Origin of the sequence: Mesorhizobium sp. M7A.F.Ca.CA.002.05.1.1, from assembly GCF_003998335.1 — a bacterium.
GTDB lineage: Bacteria > Pseudomonadota > Alphaproteobacteria > Rhizobiales > Rhizobiaceae > Mesorhizobium.
In genome coordinates this window covers 1-899 of the sequence record NZ_RZQI01001422.1, presented here as the reverse complement: position 1 = coordinate 899, position 899 = coordinate 1, and the positions used below count along the sequence as shown (strand labels likewise).

Sequence of the window (899 nt, the reverse complement as noted above, 5' to 3'; positions counted from 1 at the left end):
GCCGAGGCGAGGCGGTCGCGTTTCGACAGGCTGATGCTGGGTATCGTCATGCCATCACCAGCTTCCCGACGAGCCGCCGCCGCCGGACGAACCGCCACCGCCGGAAAAACCGCCGCCGCTGCTTGACCCCGAAGACCATCCGCCGCTGGAACTTCCCGACGACCAGCCACCACGAGAGGAGCGCCGGTGCGGCTCGAAGGTCATGCCGAGCCAGCGGTAGCGGCCGGGACCGAGCTTCTGGCCGAAGATCGGCGGCAAGATGGAGACAGCAAGACTGCCGACCATAATGGTTATCCAGATGCCGATGAACACGGTGAAGAACAGGTCGCCGGACTCGAAGGGCGCTTCCTGGTTGCGCTCGCCGCGCGCCTCCAGCTCCTCCGGATTTCCTTCCAGCACCATGATCATGTCGTCTACGGCTTTGCTGATACCGCCGGAGAAGTCCCCGGCGCGGAAAGCCGGCACCATGTCGTTTTCGATGATCAGCTTGGTGTGCAGGTCGGTCAGCGTACCTTCCAGCCCATAACCGACCTCAATGCGCATCTTGCGGTCGTTCGGGGCAACCAGCAGCAGCACGCCGTTGTTTTCCTTCGCCTGCCCAAGTTTCCAGAAGCGGAACAGGCGGTTGGCGTAAGGCTCGATCTCCTCGCCCTCGAGGCTGGGAATCGTCGCCACGACGATCTGGTCGGAGCCTTTTGTCTCGAAATCGGCAAGCTTCCGCGTCAGCGCCGCCTTGGTCGCGGCATCGATGATGCCGGCATTGTCGACGACACGGCCGGTGAGCGCCGGAAGATCGGCGGCGAGGGCGGTGAAGGGAAGGAAGAAGAGGCTTAGAAGAGCGAAAAGGAACCCTAGGCTTGCGTTCCGGGGCGCCCCCCTCTGCCCTGCCGGGCATCTCC

1 protein-coding gene is annotated in these 899 nt (G+C 64.0%); it reads right to left on the bottom strand.

All coding sequences use genetic code 11. The features are described from left to right. Window positions 1-54: 54 nt before the first annotated feature. The coding region (locus EN939_RS36050) for a TPM domain-containing protein (RefSeq protein WP_164751598.1) at window positions 55-899 on the bottom strand (845 nt) is incomplete at its 5' end.